Here is a 1,475-nt window from a genome sequence, read left to right on the forward strand (position 1 = left end):
ACCGGCGGGTTCCATTGATCCCCGCAACACCCTGGAGTGCAGGGAGTTGCGGGGATCGTGGATTTTGAGGTGCTGAAAGCGAGGTTCTTCGAGGCGCTGGATCGGGAGGACGGCAGCATCACCGCTGCCGCTCGGGCAGTCGGCGTCAACCGCAATACGGCGTTCGGATGGGCCCGTCAGGCCGGTGTCCGCGGTCGTGGCATGCCGCGCAGGCCCGGGCATCCGGGGCGGGCGGAGTACGAGCGGCTGCGTGCGGCCGGAGTCCGGCGCCGCGATGCTGCCGCGCAGGCCGGCGTCCACGAGCGCACCGCCCAGGACTGGGACCAGGGCATCCGGCAGATCGGCCACTCGCGCCTGCGCGCTGACGGTCGCCTGATCGACTACAAGACCGGTGTGACCACCATCGTTGCCGCCACGGCCCGGCCGTCCCTCGCGGCGGTCGACGCGCGGCTGCATCCCCGGTTCCTGACCATGACCGAGCGGGAGACGATCGCTGACATGCACCGGGCCGGCCACTCCCTGCGGGCGATCGGCCGGGCTCTGGGCCGACCGGCGTCCACCATCAAACGGGAGATCGACACCCGGTCGGTCGATGGCGTCTACCGGCCGCACCGGGCCCAGCGGGCCTGGGCCCAGAGCCGGTCACGACCCAAGGAGTCCAAACTTGCCCGGGACGGCCGGCTGCGCGAGTTCGTGGCGGGCAGGCTCCAAGAACGCTGGTCGCCCGAGCAGATCTGTCACGCTCTGGTCATCGAGTTCCCCGACGACGAGAGCATGCGGGTGAGTCCGGAAACGATCTACCAGGCGATCTACGTCCAGGCCCGTGGCGGGTTGCGCCGCGAGGTCGCCGACGCGTTGCGCACCGGGCGCACCCGCCGCAAGCCGCACCGCAGTTCAGAGCAGCGCACTCCTCGCTTTGTCGACGAGATGGTGATGATCTCCGAGCGTCCCGCCGAGGTCGAGGACCGGGCGGTACCCGGCCATTGGGAGGGCGACCTGATCGTCGGCACCCGCAGCGAGAGCGCGATCGTCACCCTGGTCGAACGCTCCACCCGCTACGTCATGCTCGGGCACCTGCCCGGCGGTCACACCGCCCAAGAGGTCCGCGACGTGCTGGTACCGCTGATCCAGACCCTGCCCGGGCACCTGCGCGGCTCGCTGACCTGGGACCAGGGCTGTGAGATGGCCGCGCACAAGCAGTTCACCGTGGCCACGGGCGTGCCGGTCTACTTCTGCGACCCGCACTCGCCCTGGCAGCGCGGGTCGAACGAGAACACCAACGGCCTGCTGAGGCAGTACTTCCCCAAGGGCACCGACCTGTCCGTGCACAGTGCCGAAGACCTCGAACACGTCGCCCAGCAACTCAACGGCCGACCACGCAAAACGCTCGGCTGGAGAACCCCAGCCGAGCGCATGCGTGATCTACTGACGACCACGTAGGTCATCAGGTGTTGCGAGGACCCCGAGAATCCGCC

Annotated in this window: 1 protein-coding gene; it reads left to right on the forward strand. The window is 69.5% G+C overall.

The genetic code is table 11. The features are described 5' to 3' along the window. The first annotated feature begins 201 nt into the window (after positions 1-201). Complete coding sequence (locus tag AA75_RS03100) at positions 202-1,440, forward strand: IS30 family transposase (RefSeq protein ID WP_149037908.1); 1,239 nt, start codon at positions 202-204, stop codon at positions 1,438-1,440. Positions 1,441-1,475: the final 35 nt, after the last annotated feature.

The organism is Kitasatospora sp. MBT63, from assembly GCF_000710465.2.
GTDB lineage: Bacteria > Actinomycetota > Actinomycetes > Streptomycetales > Streptomycetaceae > Kitasatospora.

Bases quoted from the DNA above. Each gene is read 5' to 3' on its own strand.
- AA75_RS03100 (WP_149037908.1), top strand. From the start codon at position 202: ATGCCGCGCAGGCCCGGGCATCCGGGGCGGGCGGAGTACGAGCGGCTG.